11 protein-coding genes are annotated in these 17,788 nt (G+C 71.9%); 2 read left to right on the top strand and 9 right to left on the bottom strand.

From position 1 onward, the window contains the following. The first annotated feature begins 147 nt into the window (after positions 1–147). Positions 148–3,036, top strand: coding sequence for a CDP-glycerol glycerophosphotransferase family protein (locus tag RIU97_RS26825; RefSeq protein ID WP_404960144.1), 2,889 nt, complete (start codon positions 148–150; stop codon positions 3,034–3,036). Beyond that, the gene (locus tag RIU97_RS26820; RefSeq protein WP_404960143.1) at positions 3,033–4,205 is read left to right on the top strand and encodes a glycosyltransferase; all 1,173 of its coding nucleotides are present in this window, start codon (positions 3,033–3,035) and stop codon (positions 4,203–4,205) included. Before RIU97_RS26825 ends, RIU97_RS26820 begins: the two co-directional genes overlap by 4 nt. Positions 4,206–4,289: 84 nt before the next feature. Here RIU97_RS26820 and galE read toward each other — a convergent pair whose 3' ends face one another. From galE to RIU97_RS26775, 9 genes are all read right to left on the bottom strand, one after another. Further along, positions 4,290–5,303 (bottom strand): UDP-glucose 4-epimerase GalE, encoded by a 1,014-nt coding sequence (galE, locus tag RIU97_RS26815; RefSeq protein ID WP_404960142.1) that lies wholly within the window; start codon positions 5,301–5,303, stop codon positions 4,290–4,292. A 62-nt stretch (positions 5,304–5,365) separates the two neighbouring features. Further along, positions 5,366–6,982 (bottom strand): glycosyltransferase family 2 protein, encoded by a 1,617-nt coding sequence (locus tag RIU97_RS26810; protein ID WP_404960141.1) that lies wholly within the window; start codon positions 6,980–6,982, stop codon positions 5,366–5,368. A 70-nt stretch (positions 6,983–7,052) separates the two neighbouring features. Continuing rightward, positions 7,053–8,498 carry a GTPase ObgE gene (gene obgE, locus RIU97_RS26805; RefSeq protein ID WP_404960140.1) on the bottom strand — a complete coding sequence of 482 codons (1,446 nt, stop codon included), beginning with the start codon at positions 8,496–8,498 and terminating at the stop codon, positions 7,053–7,055. A 168-nt stretch (positions 8,499–8,666) separates the two neighbouring features. Then, a complete protein-coding gene (gene rpmA / locus RIU97_RS26800; RefSeq protein WP_030027134.1) occupies positions 8,667–8,921 on the bottom strand; it encodes a 50S ribosomal protein L27 in 255 nt (84 codons plus the stop codon). 13 nt (positions 8,922–8,934) lie between these two features. After that, complete coding sequence (gene rplU, locus RIU97_RS26795; protein WP_404960139.1) at positions 8,935–9,255, bottom strand: 50S ribosomal protein L21; 321 nt, start codon at positions 9,253–9,255, stop codon at positions 8,935–8,937. A 276-nt stretch (positions 9,256–9,531) separates the two neighbouring features. Then, positions 9,532–13,512: a ribonuclease E/G gene (locus tag RIU97_RS26790; RefSeq protein ID WP_404960138.1), complete on the bottom strand. Its 3,981-nt coding sequence runs from the start codon at positions 13,510–13,512 to the stop codon at positions 9,532–9,534. A 235-nt stretch (positions 13,513–13,747) separates the two neighbouring features. After that, positions 13,748–14,527, bottom strand: a complete 780-nt coding sequence (locus RIU97_RS26785; RefSeq protein ID WP_053171682.1) for a TIGR03936 family radical SAM-associated protein — start codon at positions 14,525–14,527, stop codon at positions 13,748–13,750. Positions 14,528–14,654: 127 nt separating this feature from the next. Next, positions 14,655–15,740, bottom strand: a complete 1,086-nt coding sequence (locus RIU97_RS26780; RefSeq protein ID WP_404960137.1) for a hypothetical protein — start codon at positions 15,738–15,740, stop codon at positions 14,655–14,657. Between the two features lie 63 nt (positions 15,741–15,803). After that, positions 15,804–17,729, bottom strand: coding sequence for a TIGR03960 family B12-binding radical SAM protein (locus RIU97_RS26775; RefSeq protein ID WP_208869402.1), 1,926 nt, complete (start codon positions 17,727–17,729; stop codon positions 15,804–15,806). Positions 17,730–17,788 lie beyond the last annotated feature (59 nt).

Below are 17,788 nucleotides of genomic sequence, written 5' to 3'. Positions count from 1 at the left end.
CGGACCGGCCTCTCACCTCTTCCTTAGAAGTATGCACGGCGAGAGTGGAGCGTCGGTCGGCCTGCCTGAGCCGAGACCGGTACACGGTAGCTTTGACGAGATAAGCGGAATGAGCTGAACGAAACGCAACGAAACGAAGGGATCGAGGTGCACGTGCCCGACGTCTCCGTGGTCGTCATCGTCTACAACGACGCAGAGCGTCTGTCGACAGCAGTCCAGTCCGTTCTGGACCAGACCCTGCACGGGGTCGAAGTCGTGATCGTCGACGACTGCAGCAAGGACCGTTCCTACGCGGTCGCCCAGGAACTGGAGGCCGCGCATCCGGGAAGAGTGCGCGCCTTCCAGCTGCCGGAGAACAGCGGTGGCTGCGGTGCGCCGCGCAACCACGGCATCCTGCAGGCCACCGGAACGTACGTGATGTTCCTCGACAGCGACGACGTCCTGGAGCGCAACGCCTGCCGGAACATGCTGCAGGCCGCCGAGCGCACCGGCTCCGACCTGGTGTCGGGCATGTGCGTACGCGTGCACCTCGACAACCGCTGGGGGAAGACCACCGAGTGGTACCCCTGGATCTACTCGCGCACGCGCACGCTGGAATCGATCACCGAGTTCCCCGACCTGCTGGTCTACGACACCCTCTCCACGAACAAGTGCTACCGGCGCGCGTTCCTGCTGGAGCAGGGCCTGGAGTTCCCGGTCGGCATCCACTACGAGGACCTGCTCTTCTCCGCGCAGGCGTACGTGGCGGCCCGCCGCATCACGCTGATCCCGAACCACGTGTACTTCTGGAACGTGGTCGAGAAGGCCTCCGCCAAGTCGATCAGCAACCGGCGCCACGAGATCGCGAACTTCGTCCACCGGATGGAGATCCACCGCCGCGTCGACCAGCTGCTGGCGGCGGAGGGCCACGCGGACATCAAGTCCGCGAAGGACGCCAAGTTCGTCAAGCACGACCTGGTGCTGCACCTGCGCGACCTGCCGCTGCTCAGCGACGAGTACCGCCAGGAGTTCGCCCGGCTGGCCAACGGCTACCTCGCGGGGATCGACCCGACCGCGTACGAGAACGTCACCTACCTCCAGGCGATCTGCGCCTACCTGCTGGGCAAGGAGGACTGGGACAACCTGCTCCCGGCCGCCGACGCCATGACCAACAAGGGCCGGCTCACCTCCCCGCTCGCCGAACGCGACGGCCGCGTCTACTGGTGCGCGCGGCACATCGACAGCCCCGACCCCGCCGAGGCCGCCGAGGCCCGCCGGATACTGGACGTCACCGAGCAGGCCTTCCACACCACCCCGCTCACCTCCCTCACCATCGGCAACCGCCTCACCGCCTACGAGGACGACGGCCGCGGCACCGTCACGCTGTCCGGCTCCGTCGTGAATCCGCTGGGCCGGATCCCCGCCGACGCCGATCTGAAGGCCACGCTCGAATTCAGGGCCCGCCGGCAGATCGGTGTGCGTTCCTTCGGCTTCCCGGTGGCAACCGTGCGCCACGCCGGTGACACGATCGAGTGGACCGGCACCGCCGACGTCGCGAGCACCGTCCGCCCCCTCGGCATCGTCGACGCCGTCTGGGACGTCCGCCTCAAGCTGACCGCCGGAGGCGAGCGGATCACCACGCGCGTCTCGGTCGGCGGGGTCGACCTGGACTCGGCGGCCCGGCTGCGCGTGCGGCCGCGGCTGACCCGGCTGGTCTCCGACCGCTTCGGGCCCGAGGTGACGAAGAAGGGCAACCTCAGCTACGTCCTGACCGCCGAGAGCGCCGCCGCCGTCCGCACCCAGTCGCTGATCAACAACGCCATACAGGGCAAGGCGGCCGGCGTGGTCAAGCGGGGCCTGCGCAAGGCGCTGCGGGCCCGCCGGAACATGGGCTCCGGCGAGCAGAAGGTGAAGCTCTACCACGAGGTCTTCTCGAAGCTGCCGGTCAAGAAGGACACGGTCGTCTTCGAGAGCCACATGGGCAAGCAGTACAGCGACAGCCCCAAGGCGATCTACGAGGAGATGGTGCGCCAGGGCGTGCCGTTCGAGGCGATCTGGTCGTACGCGGGCGCCAAGCCCACCGGCTTCCCCAAGGAGGCCACCCTGGTGCGGCGCTGGAGCTGGCCCTACCTGCGGGCCCTGGCCCAGGCCGAGTACTGGGTCGACAACCAGGGCTTCCCGCTGGCACTGGCCAAGCGCCCGGGCACCACGTACATCCAGACCTGGCACGGGTCCGCGCTCAAGCGCATGGGCTTCCACGAGCCCCGCACCAAGGCGCAGGGGCGGGCCGGCCAGAAGCGCTTCCAGGAGGCGGTCGACCGCTTCGACCACTTCCTGATCCGCTCCGAGCACGACACCCGCACCCTCGCCAAGGGCTTCCGGCTGCGCGACGAGGTGCTGCTGCGCACGGGCTACCCGCGCAACGACGCCCTCGTCGAGGCGCACCGGACCGAGGTTCAGAGCGGTGAGCGGGTCCGCGGACCCCTGGCGGCCGAGCTCGGCATCGACCCGGACAAGAAGGTGCTGCTGTACGCGCCGACCTTCCGGGCGGGTGCAGACGGCGCGGTGGAGGGCTTCACCTTCCCCTTCGACGTGGAGGAGTTCGCGGACCGGCTCGGCGACCGCTTCACGCTGCTGGTGCGGACCCACTACCTCAACAGCGTCTCGCTGCCGCCGTCGGTGGCCGGCCGTGTCCTCGACGTGTCCCGGCGCCACGACATCACCCCGCTGCTGGCCCTCGCCGACGGACTGATCACCGACTACTCGTCCGTCATGTTCGACTACGCGGTCCTGGACAGGCCGATGCTGTTCTTCGCGTACGACTACGAGAAGTACGCGACGGACATCCGCGGCACGTACTTCGACCTGAAGGAGAAGGCCCCGGGCCCGGTGGTGGCCACGGCGGACGAACTCCTGCAGGCGGTCGCCGCCTTCGAGGAGGCGGACGCCAAGTACGCCCAGGCGCGCGAGCGCTTCCTCGCCGAGTTCGGCGAGTACGACCGCGGGGACGCGGCCCGCCAGATCGTCGAGAAGTTCTTCACCAGGAGCGGCAAGTGAGCCAGGAGACCACCACCCCGGGCGGCCGTGACATCTTCATCGTCTCCAACAACGTCGACGAGCTCGGCGGCGTGACCACCTGGTCGCACCAGATGGCCCGGCTGTTCACCGACCGCGGCCACCACGTGCACATCGTCGGCATCGCCCCGGTCGCCGAGGAGATCCGGCAGAAGCTGCCGCAGGACCTGCCGTACGCGATGACCACGCTCTACGACGCCCACCCGCCGTCGGCCCGCCGGCTGCGCGGGATCAAGGGCCGGCTGAACGCACCCGAGCGGCGCCGTCAGGCGGCCCGGCGGGCGAAGATGCGGGTCAAGGCGGAGCAGCTGAGCGAGCTGCTGCGCACGGCCCGTCCGGGCGGTGTGGTCATCGTCACGCAGGTCTGGGCGATGGAGTGGGTGGCGCTCGCCGACACCAAGGGGCTCACCGTCATCGGCATGAGCCACGAGTCGTTCGAGGCCAGCCAGAAGTCCACCCGCGGCGAGCGGGTCCGCCGCCACTACCCCGAGGTCGACCGGCTGCTGGTGCTGACGGCCGAGGACGCGGACCTGTGGATCCGGGCGGGCATGGAGAACGTCGGCAGCATGCCGAACCCGCTGCCCTTCATGCCCGACACCCCCGCCCCGCGCACGGAGAAGGTCGTGGCGTGCGTCGGCCGCCTCGCCTTCGAGAAGGGCGTCGACCTGCTGCTCGACGCGTGGGCTGACGCCGCGCCGCTCCACCCCGACTGGGTCCTGCGGATCTACGGGGCGGGCGCGGAGGAGGAGGCCCTGCGGGCGCACTGCACCTCGCTGGGCCTGGACGACTCCGTGGAGTGGATGGGCAGCACCGGCGACGTGCTGGGCGCCCTGCGCGGGGCCTCGGTCTTCGCCCAGGCCTCCCGGGCCGAGGGCTTCCCGATCACACTGCTTGAGGCGATGGCGGCGGGCGTTCCGGTGGCCGCCTTCGACTGCGCGCCGGGCGTACGGGAGATCGTCGAGCACGGCGAGGACGGGCTGCTGGCCCGGCTGGGCAACACGATGGAGCTGGCCGGGCACCTGCACGTGCTGATGTCCGACCGTGAACTGCGCGACCGGCTCGGCGACAACGCCTTCCACTCGGTGAAGCGGTACTCCAGCGCCGACATCACCGACCGGTGGGAAGAGCTGTTCACCTTCCTGGAACGCTGACGGCTCCCGCCGCGTGACACACGGAGCCGCCCGCCCCGGACACGTCCGGGGCGGGCGGCTCCGTACCCGTCCTTCGGCGGCCGGTCAGGCCTTGTGGACGTCCGCGTGGCGGTCCGCCCGGGCGGCCTTGTTGGCCTCCCAGCCCGCCCAGGCGGAGGTGACCATCTCGCGGACGTCGTGGCGGGCCTTCCAGCCCAGCTCGCTGGTGATCTTGTCGGCCGAGGCCACGACCTTCGCCGGGTCGCCGGCGCGGCGCGGGCTGATCACCGGCGCGTAGTCGTGCCCGGTGTTCTTGTTCAGGAGCGCCACCATCTCGGCGACCGAAACGCCCTCGCCGCGCCCGATGTTGACGGTGAGGTCCTTGTACTCCCCGGCCGCGCCCCACTCGGCGAGCTTGCGGGCCGCCGCCACGTGGGCCTCCGCCAGGTCCTCGACGTGGATGTAGTCGCGGATGCAGGTGCCGTCCGGGGTCGGGTAGTCGTCACCGAAGATCTTGGCGCCCTCGCCGGCGTCATAGCGCTCGAAGACCATCGGGACCAGGTTGAAGACGCCGGTGTCGGCGAGCTCGGGGGTCGCCGCGCCCGCCACGTTGAAGTAGCGCAGGCAGGCCGTGGAGATGCCGTGCGCCTTGCCCGCGGCGCGGACCAGCCACTCGCCGGCCAGCTTCGTCTCGCCGTAGGGGCTCAGCGGCGCGCAGGGGGTGTCCTCGGTGACCAGGTCCACGTCGGGCATGCCGTAGACGGAGGCGGAGGAGGAGAAGAGGAAGTTGCGGATGCCCGCGTCGGCCACGGCCTGGAGCAGGACCGTCAGACCCTGCACGTTCTCGTGGTAGTAGTACAGCGGCTTCTCGACGGACTCGCCGACCTGCTTCTTGCCCGCGAGGTGCACCACGCCGGTGATCTTGTGCGCGCGGATGGTCTTGTCCAGGGTCAGCCGGTCCAGGACGGAGCCGACCACCAGCGGGACGCCCTCCGGGACGCGGTTCTCGTTGCCCGTGGAGAGGTCGTCGAGCACGACGACCTCCTCCCCCGCGAGCTGCATCGCGCGGACGACGTGCGCGCCGATGTAACCGGCGCCACCGGTGATCAGAAACGTCATGTGTATCTCCTTGGTCCTGTCCGACTTCGGTGGGGAAAAGCGCAGCGGTGTGGAAGCGGCCCTCAGCCCGCCTCGCGGCCCGCCCGGGCCCGGTGGAGGCGGTTGCGCACGAGGTACAGCGCTCCCTCGGCGCCGGGCGCGAGCCGCAGCGCGAGGGCGCCGGCCCCCGTCCGGTAGGGCTGCGCCAGCAGAACACCGTACCGGCTGCTGGGCAGGGCCCGGCGGCGGAGCAGACGGCCCTGGGGGCGCAGGGCGGTGAACACCGAGCTCCCGTCGGCGCACTCCACGCGCACCCCGACGTTCCAGGCCTGCATCCTGCGCAGCCCCTGGCGGCGGCCGGTGACGGCCAGGTCGGCCAGGCGGAAGGGCAGCACGGCGATCCAGCCGCCGCTGCGGTCGGGGCGCAGCTCGACCGGCTGGGCGAGGACCGGCTCGGCTCCCGCGCGCGGCATGAAGCTCAGCTGCACGGTCCGGGGCCCGGCCTCGGCGAGGCGCCCGTACAGGTCGTGCAGACGGACCCGGACGGCGCCGCGGCCGGCCGGCTCGGCATCGACGGTCACTGGCAGTTCGGCGACCGGCAGCCCGGCCAGACCGTCCAGCTCCACCGGGAGCTCCTCGCTCCACACCGGGGCACCGGTGGGGCCGACCGCGTACGGGGGCAGCAGCCGCGGCGGTTCGGCGGCCAGCCGGGTGAGCCGGCCGACGTCGGCGGGCGGGGTCGCGGTGGCGCGCAGCACCCGTACGATCCAGCGGGCGTGGGCGGCGGCGGACTCGATGTCGGCCTCGGCGAAGGTGTCGAGGTACTCGCGGGTGAGGGTCCACCAGGCGGCCTGGTACCCGGGGTCCTTGCCGAGCTCGCGCAGGTACATGCGCAGGTCGTACTCCAGGAACTTCACCTGGCAGGCGCTGCCCAGCTCCGGGGAGGCGGCGGCGAGGGTCCGGGAGGCCGTGCGGTGGGCCTCGACGCGGGCACGCCAGTTCCCGACGTCCTTGCGGTCCAGGGAGATCGACACCTGGGCGGCGCTGCGCCGCACGTGCCAGACGTAGACGAGGTCGCCGGTGACGGCGATGCGGGGGGCCGCGGCCAGTACGCGCGCGGTGAAGACGAAGTCCTCGTAGACGAACCGGCCGTCGGGGAAGCGCAGGCCGTGTTCCTGGAGGAAGGCGCGGGCGTAGAGCTTGTTGACGCAGAGGGTGTCGCGGACGAGCTCGGGCCGGTCCGCCGGCCGCTCGATGACGTCGCCGGGCGTGTAGAGCCCGGGCATCCACGGCACGTCGTGGTGCTGGGGCAGCTCGCGCCGGACCGCCGCGCCGACGGTGACGGGGGCGCCGTGCTCCTCGGCGGTGCGCACCAGGGCGTCGGCCGCACCCGGTGGCAGGACGTCGTCGCTGTCGAGGAAGAGGACGTACGTGCCGGACGCGACCGCGATCCCGTCGTTGCGCGGGGTGCCGCACCCCCCGCTGTTCTCCGCGCGGTGCACGACCTTGAGGCGGGGGTGCGCGGCCGCCAGCTCGTCCAGCACCCGTGCGGTGCCGTCGGACGAGGCGTCGTTCACCGCGATGACCTCGGCGACCACCGGGCCCTGGGCGAGGGCCGAGGAGACGGCCTCGCCCACGAGCCCGGCGTCGTTGTACGCGATGACCACGACGGAGACCGTGGGGAGGTTGCTGCTGTTCACCCGAAGGATCCTAGGCGACCCACATAAAGACGCCTTCAAACCCTCCGGGTCGGATTCCCTCGGAAGGGGACTAGAACGGCCGGAATTCGTCGTACTCCTTCTGCGCCGAGTCCCCGCGCTGGGCTTCCTTGTCCTTGCGGCGGGTGGTGGCCGGACGCGGGGCGTCCAGACGGTGGTCCTCGCCGCGGCGGCCCAGCATCTCGGCGCCGGCCATCACGGTCGGCTCCCAGTCGAAGACGACCGCGTTCTCGTCGGAGCCGATGGCCACGCCGTCACCGGCGCGGGCGCCGGCCTTCTTGAGCGCCTCCTCGACGCCGAGGCGGTTGAGGCGGTCGGCGAGGTAGCCGACGGCCTCGTCGTTGTTGAAGTCGGTCTGGCGGACCCAGCGCTCCGGCTTCTCGCCGCGCACGTTGTAGACGTCCTCGACCTCGTCGTAGGTGACGGTGAAGCCGGCGTCGTCCACGGCCTTCGGACGGATGACGATGCGGGTCGCCTCCTCCTTCGGCTTGCGGGCGCGGGCCTTGGCGATGCCCTCGGCGAGGTAGTAGGAGAGTTCCTTCAGGCCGGTACGGGCGACCGCGGAGACCTCGAAGACCTTGTAGCCGCGCGCTTCCAGGTCCGGGCGGACCATGTCGGCGAGCTCCTGGCCGTCCGGGATGTCGACCTTGTTCAGGACGACGAGGCGCGGGCGCTTCTCGAGGCCGCCGCCGTAGAGCTTGAGCTCCTCCTCGATGACGTCGAGGTCGGCGATCGGGTCGCGGTCGGACTCCAGGGTGGCGGTGTCCAGGACGTGCACGAGCACCGAGCAGCGCTCGACGTGGCGCAGGAACTCCAGGCCCAGGCCGCGGCCCTGGCTGGCGCCGGGGATCAGGCCGGGGACGTCGGCGATCGTGTAGACGGTCGAGCCGGCGGTGACGACGCCCAGGTTCGGGACGAGGGTGGTGAAGGGGTAGTCCGCGATCTTCGGCTTGGCCGAGGAGAGCACCGAGATCAGCGAGGACTTGCCGGCGCTCGGGAAGCCGACCAGCGCCACGTCGGCGACGGTCTTGAGCTCCAGGACGATGTCGCCGGTGGTGCCGGGGACGCCGAGGAGCGCGAAGCCGGGCGCCTTGCGGCGGGCGGAGGAGAGCGCGGCGTTGCCGAGACCGCCGCGGCCGCCCTCGGCGGCCACGTAGGTGGTGCCCTGGCCGACGAGGTCGGCGAGGACGTTTCCCTCCTTGTCGAGGACGACGGTGCCGTCCGGCACGGGCAGGATCATGTCCTGGCCGTCCTTGCCGGAGCGGTTGCCGCCCTCGCCGGGCTTGCCGTTGGTGGCCTTGCGGTGGGGGCTGTGGTGGTAGTCCAGCAGGGTGGTGATCGCCTGCTCCACCACCAGGATGACGTCGCCGCCGCGGCCGCCGTTTCCGCCGTCGGGGCCGCCGAGCGGCTTGAACTTCTCCCGGTGAACGGAGGCGCAGCCGTGGCCCCCGTTACCCGCGGCGACGTGCAGCTCGACGCGGTCCACGAAGGTGGTCATGGTTGTTCCTCCAGTTACATGCGGGAATGTCCCGGACAGGCCTTGCTGTCCATTAAAACGTCTGTACGTACCAACGCGCCGAGGGCGGACCTCTCTTCCCGGCTGACGCCGGGAAGAGCTGAGATCCGCCCTCGGGAAGTTACGAACGCTTGATCAGCCGAAGCTGGATCAGGCGGCCGGAACGATGTTGACGACCTTGCGGCCACGGTGCGTGCCGAACTGCACGGCACCCGCCTGCAGCGCGAACAGCGTGTCGTCGCCACCACGACCGACACCCGAACCCGGGTGGAAGTGGGTGCCACGCTGGCGGACGAGGATCTCGCCGGCGGAGACGACCTGACCGCCGAAGCGCTTCACGCCGAGCCGCTGGGCATTGGAGTCGCGCCCGTTCCGGGTGGACGATGCGCCCTTCTTGTGTGCCATGTCTCAGTCCCTCTTACTTCGCAGCCGCGGGGATACCGGTGACCTTGATCGCCGTGTACTGCTGGCGGTGACCCTGGCGACGGCGGTAGCCGGTCTTGTTCTTGTACCGAAGGATGTCGATCTTCGCACCCTTGTGGTGGTCCACGATCTCGGCCTGGACCTTGATGCCGGCCAGGACCCACGGGTCGCTGGTCACGGCTTCGCCGTCGACAACGAGCAGGGTCGAGAGCTCGACCGTGTCGCCAACCTTGGCAGTGGAAATCTTGTCAACCTCAACGATGTCGCCGACAGCAACCTTGTGCTGGCGACCACCGCTGCGCACGATGGCGTACACGCGGATCTCTCTCTCACTCGGGACGGATGCTCCTGAAGCCAGCCGCTCAGGCGGGCCGGGGCCCACGCTGATCCGGATTGGACGAGCGGCCTCTCCCGTACAGCGCTTGCGCGCGGAATAGCGGGAGGAGGGTGCTCAGGAGCGCGGCGCACACTGAACGGATTCGTCCAAGACACGCCGACGGTCTAGGTTACGGGGCCGGTTCCGGAGGGTCAAACCGGGCCCCGCACGGCCGTGGGCCCCGCCGCTCGGCGGGGGCCCACGGTCATGAGCGGATCAGGCTTCGGTCGGAGCCGAGACGGAGGGCAGCGTCTGCTGCTCCGCCGCCGCGGTCTTCTTCGTCGCCCGCTTCGCCACGGTCTTCTTGGTCGTGGCCGCCTTCTTGGCCACGGTCTTCTTGGCGGCCGCCGCCTTCTTGGCCGGGGCCTTCTTCGCCGTGGTCGCCTTCTTGGCCGGAGCCTTCTTGGCGGCCTTCTTCGCCGGTGCGGCCTCCTCGGCCGGTGCGGCTTCCTCGACGGGCGCCGGGGCCTCGGTCACCGGAGCGGCCTCGACGACCACCACGGCGGCCTCTGCCGCGCCTGCCGGGGACCCGGCGGGTGCGGTGGCCTTACGGGTGGCACGCCGGCGCGGACGGGCCGGTGCGGCCTCCGCCACGGGGGCCTCCTCGACCACGGCCACGGGCTCGGGTTCGACGACGGCCGGCTCGGGCTCGACGACGGGCTCGGGCTCCGGCACGACGACCGGCTCCGGGGCCACCTCGGCCGCGGGGGCCGGGGCGCCCGCCGGGGCGGTGGCCTTACGGGTCGCACGGCGACGGGTACGGCCCTTGGGAGCCTCCTCCGCCACCGGCTCCGCGACGGCCTCGGCCACGGGCTCGACCACGGCTTCGACGACGGGCTCGGGCTCGGGCACCAGCACCGTGTCGGCCGGCTCGGTCACCGGCTCGACCTCGGCCTCCGGGGCCTGCACCGGAGCGGCCGCACCGCGCGGGGCGCCCGCCGGAGCGGTCGCCTTGCGGGTGGCGCGGCGCCGGTTGCGACGGCTGCTCACGCCCGCGGCGGCCTCGGCCTCGGCCGGGCTGCTGTAGAGCTCCTCGTCCGCGACGAACTCCGGCTCGGGCAGCGCACGCGGGGCGGCGGCCTCGGCAGCCACCTCCGCCTCGGACTCGAAGCCCTCCGTCTCGACCGTCTCGACCTCGTGGTCGTGCTGGTCGAACTCACCGCGGCCACCGCGGCGCTTCGAGCGCTTGCCGTTGCCACCGCCGCCGATCGCGGTCGGCGTCTCCATGTGCACGATGACGCCGCGGCCGTTGCAGTGGACGCAGGTCTCGGAGAAGGACTCCAGCAGACCCTGGCCCACCCGCTTGCGGGTCATCTGGACCAGGCCCAGCGAGGTGACCTCGGCCACCTGGTGCTTCGTACGGTCGCGGCCCAGGCACTCCAGCATGCGCCGCAGGACCAGGTCGCGGTTGGACTCCAGGACCATGTCGATGAAGTCGATGACGACGATGCCGCCCAGGTCGCGCAGCCGCAGCTGGCGCACGATCTCCTCGGCCGCCTCCAGGTTGTTCCTGGTGACGGTCTCCTCGAGGTTGCCGCCCTGACCGGTGAACTTGCCGGTGTTGACGTCGATGACGATCATCGCCTCGGTCTTGTCGATCACAAGCGAGCCGCCCGAGGGCAGCCACACCTTGCGGTCGAGCGCCTTGGCGAGCTGCTCGTCGATCCGGTACGTCGCGAAGACGTCGACCTCGGAGGTCCAGCGCTGCAGCCGGTCGGCCAGGTCCGGGGCCACGTGGTTCACGTAGCCGTGGATGGTCTCCCACGCGCCGTCACCGCTGACGATGACCTTCGAGAAGTCCTCGTTGAAGATGTCGCGCACGACACGGACGGTCATGTCCGGCTCGCCGTAGAGCAGGCTCGGCGAAGAGGTCGAGATCTGCTTCGACTTCTTCTGGATGTCCTCCCACTGGGCCTGCAGACGCTCGACGTCGCGACGCAGCTCGTCCTCGCTCGCGCCCTCGGCGGCGGTGCGCACGATGACGCCCGCGTCCTCGGGGACGATCTTCTTGAGGATGGTCTTCAGGCGCGCGCGCTCGGTGTCGGGCAGCTTGCGGCTGATGCCGGTCATCGAGCCCTCGGGCACGTAGACCAGGTAGCGGCCGGGCAGCGAGACCTGGCTGGTCAGGCGGGCGCCCTTGTGGCCGATCGGGTCCTTGGTGACCTGCACGAGGACCGACTGGCCGGACTTGAGGGCGGATTCGATGCGGCGCGGCCCGTTGGCCATGCCGAGCGCCTCGAAGTTGACCTCACCGGCGTACAGGACCGCGTTGCGGCCCTTGCCGATGTCGATGAAGGCGGCCTCCATCGACGGCAGCACGTTCTGGACCTTGCCCAGGTAGACGTTGCCGACGTACGAGGTGGCTTCTTCCTTGTTGACGTAGTGCTCGACGAGCACGTTGTCCTCGAGGACGCCGATCTGGGTGCGCTCGCCGGACTGGCGGACGACCATGACGCGCTCGACGGCCTCACGGCGGGCCAGGAACTCGGCCTCGGTGATGATCGGGACGCGGCGGCGTCCCTGCTCGCGGCCCTCGCGGCGGCGCTGCTTCTTGGCCTCCAGGCGGGTCGAGCCCTTGATGGACTGGACCTCGTCGGCGCTCGAACCGGGTTCGGCCTTCTCACGGGCCGGGCGCGGCTCACGGACCTTGACGACGGTGCGCACACCGTCCTCGTCGCCCGCTTCGGCGGCATCGGCGGCGGTGTCGCCACTGCGGCGACGGCGACGGCGGCGACGGCGGCTGGAGCTGGAACCGAGGGCCTCTTCGGCCTCGTCCTCTTCCTCCTCGTCGGCCTCCTGCTCGGCGGACTCGTCCTCTGCCTCAGCATCTTCCTCGGCGGACTCGTCGAGGTCGGCGGCCTCACCGCGGCGGCGGCGACGGCCACCACGGCGGCGGCGGCGCGACGGGCGCTCGCCCGACTCGTCGCCCTCCTCGAACTCCGCGGACTCCTCCTCGAGCTCGGCCTCGGGCTCCTCCTCGGCGAGAACCTCGGGGAGGGAGACCGGGGCGGACTCGGCGGCCGGGGCGGACTCGGCGGCGACGCCGCGCCCACGGCGACGGCGGCGGCCGGCGGGCTGCGGGGCGGGGGTCTGGACGACCTCGGCCTCGACCTCCGTCTCCTCCTCCTCGACCTCGTCGGCCGGGGCGGCGGCGCGGGCGGCCGCGGCGGCCATGGCGGCGGTCTCGGGGGTCTGGAACATCGGCTCGGCGAAGACCGGGGCCTGGAAGACGGCCACGGCGGGGCGCGCGGCGCGGCGGGCGCGGGCCGGGGCGGCGGGCGCCTCGGTCTCGGCGGCGGGCTGCGCGGCGGTGGCCGGTGCGGTGGTGGAGCGGGTGGCGCGGCGGCGGCCGCCGCGCTTCGGGGAGTCCAGGGCGTCGGCGACGGTGAAGGCGCGGGCGGCGGCCTTGGGGGCCTCCTCCACGACCGGCTCGGCCTCGGCGGCCGGGGTCTCGACGACGGCGGCGGCCTCGGCGGCCGGAGCCTCCGGGGCGGTCACGGCGCGGGTCGCACGACGACGGGCACGCGGAGCCGGAGCGGCCGGGGCCTCCTCCTCGACCACGGGCGCGGCCTCGGCGGCCGGAGCCTCCGGGGCGGTCACGGCGCGGGTCGCACGACGACGGGCACGCGGAGCCGGAGCGGCCGGGGCCTCCTCCTCGGCCACCGGCGCGGCCTCGGCCACGGGAGCCTCGACGGCGGCGGCCTCGGCGGCCGGAGCGGTCACGGCACGGGTGGCACGGCGACGGGCACGCGGAGCGGGAGCGGCCGCAGCCTCCTCCTCGACCACGGGCGCGGCCTCGGCGGCCGGAGCCTCCGGGGCGGTCACGGCGCGGGTCGCACGACGACGGGCACGCGGAGCGGGCGCGGCGGCGGGCTCCTCGGTGACCGGGGCGGCAGCGGGAGCCGCGGCGGCGGGGGCCTCGACGACGACGGCCTCGGCCGGCGTCTCGGGAGCGGCCACGGCGCGGGTCGCGCGGCGGCGGGAACGTGCGGGGGCGGCGGCCGGAGCGGCCTCCGCCGCACTCGCCTGGGGGGCGGCCGGGGCGGCCTCCGTCTCCGGGGTCACCTCTGCGGTGGCCCCGCCGGGCGGCCCGGCGGGCCGGGAAGCGGCGCGGCGACGCCTGCGCGGCGGCAGGTTGTCGCTGGGGCTGCCGCTGTCGGCGTTACCTGCGGTGGTGTCGTTTTCGTTGTTGAGCATTGCGGGCGGTTCTCCCGTCACGCTCCCGGGCGCCGCGGCTGACTTCCGGTCCGGCTCGGCTCCGCGTAATGAGCGCGGAGCCGGCCTCCGGGGCGCGTTCGCCACACGGGAGCTGTAGTCCATGGCCGCCGGTTCCGTACGTGTTGTCCGTACGGCCTGGCGGAAGTCTTCAGGTCAGTGCGCGGCCCGACCCAGGTGGCTCCCGAGTGCCAGGGCTGCGCGACGACGACGATCCCTACGCGGCGGGACCTTCCGGCGCCTTCGCGTCGGCTGCTACGGCGGCCGTGGGTGGGGCGGCCGTGTCAGCCTCGCGGTCGGGCGCGAGCGGGTCGGTCACCGTGCCGGACTCCTCGTCGAAGAGCCCCTGCGCCAGCCTGGTCACCGCTGAGGGGACCGGCGGCGCCAGGTCGGCCACAGCTCGGAGACCGGACAGGACGTCGTCGGGTCGCACGGCAGGTGTCAGATGCCGAACAACCAGCCGCAGTATCGCACAAGCATTGTCCAGCGGCCTATCAGCCGGGGCAGGAAGGGCTTCGAGAGAGACCACGGCGCCGCGCGTGTCGAAGGTCCGCATCCCGTTCTTGGTACGGCGCTGCACCTCCACGGTCTCGGCGGCGAGGAAGGCCGTCACGGCCCGCTCGGCCTCGGCGGGCTCCACGCCGTCCAGGCGCAGCTCCCACACGGAGGCGGTCAGCCGGTCCGCGAGGCCCGAGGTGCGGGCCTCGACGGCGTCGATGATGTCGAGCCCGGTCGGCATCGACTCGTCGAGCAGCTCACGGAGCTTCTCGGGGTCGCGCGGCTCGGCGAGGGCGATCTCCAGGTATTCGGCCTCGCTGCCGGTCCCGGTCGGGGCGGCGTTCGCGTACGAGACGCGCGGGTGCGGGGTGAAGCCGGCCGAGTACGCCATCGGCACCTCGGCACGGCGCAGGGCCCGCTCGAAGGCGCGCTGGAAGTCGCGGTGGCTGGTGAACCGGAGGCGGCCGCGCTTGGTGTAGCGCAGTCGGATGCGCTGCACCACCGGTGCGGGAGGCGGGCCTTCGGGCTGTCGCTTGCCCAGTGGTTCTTCTCCTTGTGCGGGGCTCCGCGGCTCGCGCGTCGCCCTGAGCGTCTGTGGGACCGGCCGGCCCCGCCCTGCCTCCGGCTCACCCCTGCCGTTCGTGGAGGGAGATCTCGGGAGCGGGCGTGTTGCCTGCGGCTGTCGTACTACCCAGAGTACGCGCCCGTGACCTCGCCGGTTCCACGGGAGGAGTGCCGAACAGCGCCTGCCGTACGGCGGCGCGCGCCTCCCTGACCGCGGCGCGGCCCGTGCGCCACACCTCGCGGACGGCGTGGCCGGCGGGGGTCAGGACGTGCCGGTACACCCGGGAGGCGGGCCACCCGACCAGGACCCAGCCGACCCGTTTGAGCCCGCGCCACAGCGCTGCGGCGATCCGGCCGGCCACGTGCCAGGCCCAGAGGAGGACCTGGCCGACCGGGGTGAGCACGTACCGGTACAGCGCGACCGCGAGCCAGGCGAGGCCGAGTCCGAGGGGCCGCAGCAGGTACCGGTACAGCGCCACCGCCAGCCATACGAGGCCCAGCCCGACGGGCCGCAGCAGGTACCGGCAGGCCGCCACCGCCAGCCACGCCAGGCCGTGTCCGACCGGGGTGAGCACGTGCCGGTAGGCCGCCGCGGCCAGCCGTGCGAGGCCGCGGCCGACGGGCGCGAGCACGTACCGCCACAGCCCGACCCACGGCCACACGAACGACGCCATGGCCAGGGCCCAGAGCACCCAGGCCACCCCCTTGCCGAGCGGGGCGAGCAGGTACCGCAGCCCGCCCCGGCCGGCCCAGGTCAGCGCTGCCCAGAGCGGTTGGAACACGTAGGCGGTCAGGATCCGCCCGGCCGGTGCGAGCAGGTGCGCGTACGCGCCGCGGCCCAGCCAGGCCAGGCCCCGCCCGACCGGGGTGACCACGTACCGCCACAGCCCGACCCACGGCCAGACGAAGACCAGCTTGAGCAGGGTGGCCAGCACCCGGCCGAGCACCCGGAGCGCCGGCTCGACGACATGGACGTACAGCGGCCCGAGGACGTGCCGGTGCACGGCCCGGCCCAGGGCGACGAGCAGCTCCCAGACCACTCGTACGGGCAGTACGACGAGCACGGCGACGATCTTGACGGGGATCCTGATGACTCCCGCCAGGCATCCGTCGCCACCGTCGCCGGGAGGCCGTTCGCGCAGTTCCATGCAGTCAAGGACACGGCAGAGGCCCCCGCCCGTTGCGGGCGGGGGCCTCTCGTGACCCAAGGGTTACTTCACGACCGACAGCGGCAGCAGCTTCTTGCCGGTGGGTCCGATCTGGATCTCGGTCTGCATCTGAGGACACACGCCACAGTCGAAGCACGGGGTCCAGCGGCAGTCGTCGACCTCGGTCTCGTCGAGGGCGTCCTGCCAGTCCTCCCAGAGCCAGTCCTTGTCGAGACCGGAGTCCAGGTGGTCCCAGGGCAGGACCTCCTCGTAGGTGCGCTCGCGGGTCGTGTACCAGGCCACGTCCACGCCGTAGGCCGGCAGCGTCTTCTCCGCGGCCTCCATCCAGCGGTCGTACGAGAAGTGCTCGCGCCAGCCGTCGAAGCGGCCGCCCGACTCGTACACGGCGCGGATGACGTCGCCGATGCGGCGGTCGCCGCGCGAGAGGAGGCCCTCGACGATGCCCGGCTTGCCGTCGTGGTAGCGGAAGCCGATGGAGCGGCCGTACTTCTTGTCGCCGCGGATCTTGTCGCGGAGCTTGCCCAGGCGGGCGTCCGTCTCCTCGGCCGACAGCTGCGGCGCCCACTGGAACGGGGTGTGCGGCTTCGGCACGAATCCGCCAATGGACACCGTGCAGCGGATGTCGTTCTGACCGGAGACCTCGCGGCCCTTGGCGATGACGTTGACCGCCATGTCGCCGATCTGGAGGACGTCCTCGTCGGTCTCGGTGGGCAGGCCGCACATGAAGTACAGCTTCACCTGGCGCCAGCCGTTGCCGTACGCGGTGGAGACCGTGCGGATCAGGTCCTCCTCCGAGACCATCTTGTTGATGACCTTGCGCATGCGCTCGGAGCCGCCCTCGGGGGCGAAGGTCAGACCGGAGCGGCGCCCGTTGCGGGTCAGCTCGTTGGCCAGGTCCACGTTGAAGGCGTCCACGCGGGTCGACGGCAGGGACAGGCCCACCTTGTCGTCCGTGTAGCGGTCCGCGAGGCCCTTGGCGATGTCGGCGATCTCCGTGTGGTCGGCCGAGGAGAGGGAGAGGAGACCCACCTCTTCGAAGCCCGTGGCCTTCAGGCCGCGCTCCACCATCTCGCCGATGCCGGTGATGCTTCGCTCCCGTACGGGACGCGTGATCATGCCGGCCTGGCAGAAACGGCAGCCGCGGGTGCAGCCGCGGAAGATCTCCACGGACATCCGCTCGTGGACGGTCTCGGCGAGCGGGACCAGGGGCTGCTTGGGGTAGGGCCACTCGTCGAGGTCCATGACCGTGTGCTTGGACACGCGCCACGGCACGCCGGAGCGGTTGGGCACGACACGGCCGATGCGGCCGTCCGGAAGGTACTCCACGTCGTAGAAGCCCGGCACGTAGACGTTGCCGGTCTTCGCCAGGCGCAGCAGGACCTCCTCGCGCCCGCCCGGCCGCCCCTCGGCCTTCCAGGTGCGGATGATCTCGGTCATGTCGAGGACGGCCTGCTCGCCGTCGCCGATGACCGCGCAGTCGATGAACTCCGCGATCGGCTCGGGGTTGAAGGCCGCGTGGCCGCCCGCGAGGACGATCGGGTGGTCGACCGTACGGTTGCGGGCCTCCAGCGGGATGCCCGCGAGGTCCAGCGCTGTGAGCATGTTGGTGTAGCCCAGCTCCGTGGAGAAGGACAGGCCGAACACGTCGAAGGCGGAGACCGGGCGGTGGCTGTCCACGGTGAACTGCGGCACCTTGTGCTCGCGCATCAGTTCTTCGAGGTCGGGCCACACGCTGTACGTGCGCTCGGCGAGGACGCCCTCGCGCTCGTTCAGCACCTCGTAGAGGATCATGACGCCCTGGTTGGGCAGCCCGACTTCGTACGCGTCCGGGTACATGAGCGCCCAGCGGACGTCGCAGCTCTCCCACTCCTTGACCGTGGAGTTGAGTTCACCGCCGACGTACTGGATGGGCTTCTGCACGTGCGGAAGCAGGGCCTCAAGCTGAGGGAAGACCGACTCGGTCATCACGCGACTTTCGTGAAGCGGGCGGGGGGCAGCTCTCAAGCGTACCTCGGCCCCCACCCGCC

The sequence above is a fragment of the Streptomyces sp. 147326 genome, assembly GCF_045000215.1.
Lineage (GTDB): Bacteria > Actinomycetota > Actinomycetes > Streptomycetales > Streptomycetaceae > Streptomyces.
Note: the sequence above shows the minus strand (reverse complement) of the source record. Positions and strands in the feature narration are given on the sequence as shown.

Coding starts and splice junctions, on each gene's coding strand:
- obgE (WP_404960140.1), bottom strand. CDS start 8,498: ATGACCACCTTCGTGGACCGCGTCGAGCTGCACGTCGCCGCGGGTAAC.
- RIU97_RS26780 (WP_404960137.1), bottom strand. CDS start 15,740: ATGGAACTGCGCGAACGGCCTCCCGGCGACGGTGGCGACGGATGCCTG.
- rpmA (WP_030027134.1), bottom strand. CDS start 8,921: ATGGCACACAAGAAGGGCGCATCGTCCACCCGGAACGGGCGCGACTCC.
- RIU97_RS26790 (WP_404960138.1), bottom strand. CDS start 13,512: ATGCTCAACAACGAAAACGACACCACCGCAGGTAACGCCGACAGCGGC.
- galE (WP_404960142.1), bottom strand. CDS start 5,303: ATGACGTTTCTGATCACCGGTGGCGCCGGTTACATCGGCGCGCACGTC.